Source organism: Kytococcus sp. HMSC28H12, assembly GCF_001816045.1.
Lineage (GTDB): Bacteria > Actinomycetota > Actinomycetes > Actinomycetales > Dermatophilaceae > Kytococcus > Kytococcus schroeteri.
In genome coordinates this window covers 1-6641 of sequence record NZ_KV824343.1, presented here as the reverse complement: position 1 = coordinate 6641, position 6641 = coordinate 1, and the positions used below count along the sequence as shown (strand labels likewise).

The following is a 6641-nucleotide window of genomic DNA, read 5'->3' as shown; positions in this document are numbered from 1 at the left end:
AACCGTGGTCTGCTGTGAGGGGCTCTTGGGGCGCACCCAAGAACGCCCCCGGTGGGCCGGGGGCGTTCTTGGGAGAAGGGGTGCCGACGGGGTCCGACGGCGGCTCGGGCGGGCCGTCAGCGGCGGCCGGTGAGCCGGGGCCAGTTGCGGTTGCCCACCTCGCGGCGCCACACCTCGCGCCAGGTGGGCACCGTCAGCCCGTGCACGTGGCGGGCGCGGCGGCGGGTGAGCACGATGCCCAGCGGACCGAGCAGGTAGGGCACGAGCACCACCGCCCAAGCCCGGCGGAAGGCCTCCAGCGAGTACCCGCCGCCCTGCAGGTCCAGGGACAGGCCGATGCCGAGGATGGTCAGCAGCGTGACCCCAAAGCCGGTCATGATGATGACGCCGGTGGCCGTACCCAGCCGCTCCGAGGGGGAGAAGGTGCGGGCGAAGTCGAAGGCCACCGCCGACCCCGGGCCACCGAGTGAGAGCCCCACCACCCAGGCCACCAGCAGCCACACCGGCGCCGGGCCGGGCCACAGCATCACCGCGGTCCAGGGCAGCGCGGTGGCGGCCACCACGAGCAGCGCCAGGGTGGAGCGGCGCAACGGGTGGCGCTGGGTCAGGAAGCCGACCGTCGGTCCGGCCACGACGCCCAGCAGCACCAGCAGGGTGAGCAGCCCCGAGGCGGTGGCGTCGCTGCGCCCCTCGGCCTGCGTGAGGTAGGGGAAGCCCCACATCATGGCGAAGGTCATGGGAGCGAACACGGTGGAGGCGTGGGTGAACGCGCCCAGCCAGGTACCGGGGTGGCGCAGCACGGCGCCCATGCCCGTGCGCGGCCGACGGGGTGCTGCCGGGTCGGCCTCCTGCGAGCCGTCGGGGCGGCGCGGGTGGTCGCGCACCAGCATGAAGGTGGTCACCGCGGAGAAGGCCGCGGTGAGGGCGGCCAGCAGGTAGGCGCTCGTCCAGCCGGTGGTGCGCAGCAGCCACACCAGGGGCAGCGCCGAGACCACCTGGCCGAACTGGCCCGTCAGACCGGTCACCTGCGTCATCACCGGCACGCGGTGGCTGGGGAACCACGCCGGCACGAGGCGGATCACCGAGGCGAAGGTCATCGCGTCGCCGACGCCCACCAGCACGCGGGCGGCGATGGCCCAGCCTAGGTCCGGCAGCAGGGCCATGCCGGTCTGGCCCAGCGCCATGCACACCGCACCGGCGGTGATGAGGCGCCGGGAGCCCCATCGGTCCAGGGCCAGACCCACGGGGATCTGCGCGCCGGAGTAGACCAGCAACTGCACCACCACGAAGGTGGCCACCACCGAGGCGCCCACGCCGAAGCGCTCCGCGGCGGGCACGGCGGCCACGCCCAGGGAGCTGCGGTGGAAGACGGCCACCGCAAAGGCGAAGACGCCGGCGGCCCAGACCATCCAGGCCAGGCGCGGCGTCTCCTGCGGGGTGCTGCTCGCGGTGGAACGGCTCACTTGGGCGGCATGCGCAGTGCGCCGTCGAGGCGGATGACCTCGCCGTTGAGCAGCGGGTTCTCCACCAGGTGGGTCACCAGGGCGGCGTACTCCTCCGGCTTGCCGAGGCGGGCCGGGTGGGGGACGAGGGCCTCCAGGGTCTCCTTCACGTCACCGGGCATGCCGGCCATCATCGGGGTCTCCATGACGCCCGGGGCGATGGTCATGACGCGGATCTGGCTGGGGGCCAGGTCGCGGGCGGCCGGCAGGGTGAGGGCGGCGATGGCGCCCTTGGAGGAGGCGTAGGCGGCCTGGCCGATCTGGCCGTCGTACGCGGCCACCGACGCGGTGTTCACGATCAGGCCGCGGTCGCCCTGGCCGCGCTCGTCGGCCACCGGCTCGTTGGCGGCCATGGCCTCGGCAGCCAGGCGCAGCACGTTGAAGGTGCCCACCAGGTTGATGTCGATGACCGTCCGGTAGGTCTCCAGCGGCAGCACGCCCTTGCGGCCCAGGATCTTGCCCGGGGTGGCCACGCCGGCGCAGTTCACCGCCAGGCGCAGGGTGCCCAGCTGCTGGGCGGCGGCCACGGCGGCTGCCACCTGCTCCTCGTCGCGCACGTCGGCGCCGGCGAAGACCGCCCGGCCGTCACCGAACTCCTCGGTGAACGCGGCGGCGGCCTTCTCGCCGGCCTCGCCCGGCAGGTCGACGAGCACCACGCGGGCGCCGGCCTCGAGCAGGCGGCGGGCGGTGCTGTTGCCCAGGCCCTGGGCGCCGCCGGTGATGAGGGCGACGAAGTCCTCGGTGATCTGCATCAGGTGTCCCTTCTGGCGTGGCCGCGCCGCCCGGTGGCGGGCGGCGCAGCGGGGTGTGGAGGTGGGTCAGCCCAGCGACTTGAGCATGTCGCGGGCGATGACCATGCGCTGGATCTGGTTGGTGCCCTCGAAGATCTGGGTGATCTTGGCGTCGCGGAAGTAGCGCTCGGCCGGGAAGTCGGTGGTGTAGCCGTAGCCGCCCAGCACCTGGATGGCGTCGGTGGTCACCTTCATCGCGGTGTCGCTGGCGAACATCTTGGCGATGGCGGCCTCGCGGCCGAACGGCTTGCCGGCGTCCTTGAGGCGGGCGGCGTGCAGGTAGGTGCTGCGCGCCGCGGTGGTCTGTGCCTGCATGTCGGCCAGCATGAACTGCAGTCCCTGGTTGCTGATGATCGGCTTGCCGAACTGCTCGCGCTCTGCGGCGTACTTCAGTGCCAGGTCGGTGGCGGCCTGGGCCAGGCCGGTGGAGGCCGCGGCGATGCCCAGGCGGCCGGAGTCCAGCGCGGCCAGGGCGATGTTCAGACCCTTGCCGGGGGTGCCGATGAGGTTCTCACCCGGCACGGTGACCTTGTCGTAGAGCACCTCGCGGACGGTGTCGGAGTGCAGGCCCATCTTGCGCTCGGGCTCGGCGAAGGTGAGGCCCTCGGTGCCGGCCGGGACGTGGAAGCAGCTGATGCCCTTGCCGTCGTTCTCCCCGGTGCGGGCGAAGGTGGTGTAGAAGTCCGCGTGGCCGGCGTGGGAGATCCACATCTTGCCGCCGGAGATGGCGTAGGACTCCGACCGGCCGGTCTCGTCGACCTCGCCGCTGCCCACGGCCTTGGTCTTCATCGAGGCGACGTCGGAGCCGGCGGCCGGCTCGGACAGGCAGTAGGAGCCGAACCACTGCCCGCCCACCATGTCCGGCAGCAGGCGCTGCTTCTGCTCCTCGGTGCCGTAGTTGAAGACCGGGAAGCAGGTGAGGGCGTGGATGGAGACGCCCACACCGATGGCCATCCAGGCGCTGGAGAGCTCCTCGATGCACTGCAGATACACCTCGTACGGCTGCCCGGCGCCCCCGTACTCCTCGGGGTAGGGCAGGCCCAGCAGTCCGGCCTCGCCGAGGGTCTTGAACACCTCGGCGGGGAACTCGGCATTCTTCTCGTACTCGTCGGCCTTCGGGGCGATCTCCTTGGCGGCGATGTCGCGGACGAGGGCGATGAGGTCTTCCGACTCGGGCGTCGGCATCAAGCGGGTCACGGGCATGCACACAGGGTAACGAGGGTCACACGGCGGTCGTGCCGCGCCCGGCCCGTGAGTCGCCCGGAGGCGTGCCAGGGCGGGTGCTCACCCCATCGGCCAGGCGGTGAGCTCCGGGAGCTTGCCGGTGCGTCCGTCACCCGAGGAGCGGCCGGTGACGCGCCGCCTCACCCACGGGCCGAGGTGGGTGCGGGTCCAGTCGCGGTGCTCGGCCCAGGTGCGCACCGGGGCGTCGGCGGGGTCGAGCGGCTCGCGGAAGGCGCCCCCGTCGGCCTCCTCGAAGCCCAGCGCGGCGTGCGCGGCGAGCGCGACGCGGCGGTGGCCCTCGGGGGTCATGTGGATGCGGTCCTCGCCCCACATGCGCCAGTCCTTGAGGAAGTCGCAGTCCCACTGGTTGAGCAGGTGGCAGCCGTGGCGGCCGGCGATGCTCACCAGGTGCGCGATGTACTGGCCCACCCGGCCGCGCGTGGCCGAGATGAGCGGCGCCCCGGCCGGGTCGGTGGGGGTGGCCAGCAGCACGTCGGCCCCCGCGGCCCGCAGGCGGATGACGGCCCGCTCCAGCTCGCGGGCCAGGGCGTCGGTGTCGGCACGGGGGCGCAGGATGTCGTTGCCGCCGCCCACGATGCTCACGAGCACGGGTGCGTCCGGGCGCTCGGCGCGGGCCTGCTCCACCAGGCGCAGGGCGGCCTCGGTCTGCGGGCCCGCCACGTCGGCCAGCTTGCGGCCGCGCACGGCGAGGTTCGCGTAGCGGAAGCGCGGGGTGCTGCTGCCGGCGGGCGGCGCCGGGGCGGTGGTGGCCAGCAGCGTGGCGAGGCGGTCCGCCCAGCCACCGAACTCGCCGACCGCGGGGGCCTCGTCGTCGCACATGCCCTCGGTGAACGAGTCGCCCAGGGCGACGTACGTGGCCCACGGACGCGGCGTGCTGGCCAGGTGCTGCAGCGGGCCGGGGACGGTGTGCAGGGGGTGGGTGCTCACGGCAGGCTCCAGTCCACGGGGTCGGCGCCCTGCTCGGCGAGCAGCGCGTTGGTGCGGGTGAACGGGCGGGAGCCGAAGAAGCCCCGGCTCGCGCTCAACGGGGAGGGGTGTGGGGACTCGACGCACGGCATCGGGGCAAGGTGGGGCGCCAGGTTGCGGGCGTCGCGGCCCCAGAGGATGGCCGCCATGGGCTGGCCGTCGCGGGCGCGCTCGGCCAGGGCGCGGATGGCCAGCTCGGTGACCTGCTCCCAGCCGCGGCCGCGGTGCGACCCCGCCTCGCCTGGCTGCACGGTGAGGCAGCGGTTGAGCAGTAGCACGCCCTGGTGGAACCACGGGGAGAGGTCGCCGCGGGTGGGGCGCTCGCAGCCGGTGTCGTCCACGAGCTCGGTGAAGATGTTGGCCAGGCTGCGGGGCACGGGCTGCACCTCGGGGGCCACGGAGAAGCTCAGCCCCACGGCGTGCCCGGGGGTGGGGTACGGGTCCTGGCCCACCACCAGCACGCGCACCCGGTCCAGCGGCAGGGAGAAGGCGCGCAGCACGTTCTCGCCGGCCGGGAGGTAGCCCCGGCCGGCGGCGATCTCCTCGCGGAGGAAGACGCCCAGCCCGGCGAGGGTCTCGGCGGCGGGTTCGAGCGCCGGCACCCAGGACTCGTGGACCCTGCCGGCGAAGGTGGGGGCGTCGTTCACGCGGGCCACGGTACGTCGTGCCGCCGGGGCCGGTTCCGCACCGGTGCTGATCTCGTCCTGCCACCGGTCCGAACTCCGCACCGGTGCGCAAGTCGACTGTCGAGATCCGCACCGGTGCGGGTCTGGGAGAGGTGGGCAGTCGAGAACCGCACCGGTGCGGGTCTGGGTCCGGCGATGGGTGGTCGACGGCCTCGTGTGAGGGCTCGCCCGGCGCGGGCGGACGCCCCGCGGGCGAATCACACGCATGTGGTTCGCCGGTAGACTGGCCCCCATGGGAGCAGTTGAGCAGACGACCGGGGCCGCGGGGGAGCTGTCGGCCCGGGACCGCGAGATCCTCGCCTTCGAGCGACAGGCTTGGCGCTACGCCGGCGCCAAGGAGCAGGAGATCCGCGAGCTGTTCGGCCTCACCACCACGCAGTACTACCAGCGCCTCAACCAGCTGCTGGACACCGAGGCCGCCCTGGCTGCGGACCCGCTGCTGGTCAAGCGCCTGCGCCGCCAGCGCGACGCCCGGCACAGCACCCGTCTGCAGGCGCGCACCCGCGCCCGCGGCCACTGACCGCCTCGGTGGGGGCGGAGCGCGCCGAGGGCGCGACGGGCCAGGAGCCCGAAGGCATGACGCAGGACCAGTCCGCGGCGGTCGGCGACGACGCGGCGGGGGCCACGGCCGAGGACGAGGCCACCGCCTACGAGGAGGCTGAGCGCTGGTCCACCGTGGTGCACGGGCACCACGTGGAGGGGCGCTTCCACAAGAGCTGGCCGGAGAAGAAGGCCTGGCTCGTCGTCGACGGCACGTGCGTGGGCCGGGCCGAGGACGACGGCGTGCTGCGGATCCGCGCCACCAGCGGCGCCCTGGCCAACGCCGGGTGGACGCTCGAGGAGCGCCGGGGCACCCCGTTCACCAGCGGCGCCACCCTCGAGGTGCGCCACGCCCGCGGGCGGCCCTACGACATGGACCTCGTGCCTGGCGCCGGAGCGGTCCCGGGGCCGTCCGCCATCGCCCGCACCGTGGGGCTCACACCGCCGGCCGGCAGCCGTGCCGAGCGCTTCCAGGCGCTCCGCTCCCGGCGCCCCCGGGTGGCGGCCGCCCGCTTCCTGGTGATGAAGCTCGGCTGGCTGGTCTGGCCGCTGCTCGTGCTGCTGTTCGGCCCGCTCGTCGACCGCATCATCGCGTGGCTGGAGCACTTCCTGCCGGACCTGCCGGACATCCCCTGGCCCCGCATCCCCTGGCCCGACATCCACTGGCCCCGGATCCCGTGGCCGGACCTACCCCGCATCCCGCGGCCCGACCTGCCGGACATCCCCTGGCCGGACCTGTCGTGGCTGTTCGCCTGGCTGGCGCCGCTGAAGCCGGTGATCCTGTGGGTGCTGGACCACGACAAGCTCATCTGGGGCGTCGTGCTCGGCCTGGTCCTGGCGCGCGGTGAGCTCAAGCGGCAGCGGGCCCGCGACGAGGCGGCGGAGGCCGAGCGCCGGGCCGCGCTGGCCCG

7 protein-coding genes are annotated in these 6641 nt (G+C 74.0%); 2 read left to right on the top strand and 5 right to left on the bottom strand.

Annotated elements, in window-relative coordinates; genetic code table 11:
• Window positions 1-116: 116 nt before the first annotated feature.
• The 5 genes from HMPREF3099_RS03295 to HMPREF3099_RS03275 all read right to left on the bottom strand — a co-directional run bounded on the left by HMPREF3099_RS03295 (window position 117) and on the right by HMPREF3099_RS03275 (window position 5151).
• Entirely contained in the window at window positions 117-1463 is a 1347-nt protein-coding gene (locus HMPREF3099_RS03295; RefSeq protein WP_237769721.1) for an MFS transporter, read from the bottom strand.
• Window positions 1460-2254 carry an SDR family NAD(P)-dependent oxidoreductase gene (locus tag HMPREF3099_RS03290; protein ID WP_070703914.1) on the bottom strand — a complete coding sequence of 265 codons (795 nt, stop codon included), beginning with the start codon at window positions 2252-2254 and terminating at the stop codon, window positions 1460-1462. Before HMPREF3099_RS03290 ends, HMPREF3099_RS03295 begins: the two co-directional genes overlap by 4 nt.
• 66 nt (window positions 2255-2320) lie before the next feature.
• Window positions 2321-3496: an acyl-CoA dehydrogenase family protein gene (locus HMPREF3099_RS03285; RefSeq protein ID WP_070703912.1), complete on the bottom strand. Its 1176-nt coding sequence runs from the start codon at window positions 3494-3496 to the stop codon at window positions 2321-2323.
• Window positions 3497-3577: 81 nt separating this feature from the next.
• A complete protein-coding gene (locus tag HMPREF3099_RS03280; protein WP_237769720.1) occupies window positions 3578-4465 on the bottom strand; it encodes an SGNH/GDSL hydrolase family protein in 888 nt (295 codons plus the stop codon).
• Window positions 4462-5151, bottom strand: coding sequence for a uracil-DNA glycosylase (locus HMPREF3099_RS03275; RefSeq protein ID WP_070703918.1), 690 nt, complete (start codon window positions 5149-5151; stop codon window positions 4462-4464). The genes HMPREF3099_RS03280 and HMPREF3099_RS03275 overlap by 4 nt, the downstream gene beginning before the upstream one ends.
• 271 nt (window positions 5152-5422) lie before the next feature.
• Between HMPREF3099_RS03275 and HMPREF3099_RS03270 the strand changes: the two genes are divergently transcribed.
• The gene (locus tag HMPREF3099_RS03270) at window positions 5423-5710 is read left to right on the top strand and encodes a DUF3263 domain-containing protein (RefSeq protein ID WP_083323453.1); all 288 of its coding nucleotides are present in this window, start codon (window positions 5423-5425) and stop codon (window positions 5708-5710) included.
• Window positions 5711-5766: 56 nt separating this feature from the next.
• On the top strand, window positions 5767-6641 hold an 875-nt coding region (locus HMPREF3099_RS03265), incomplete at its 3' end, for a hypothetical protein (RefSeq protein ID WP_202816671.1).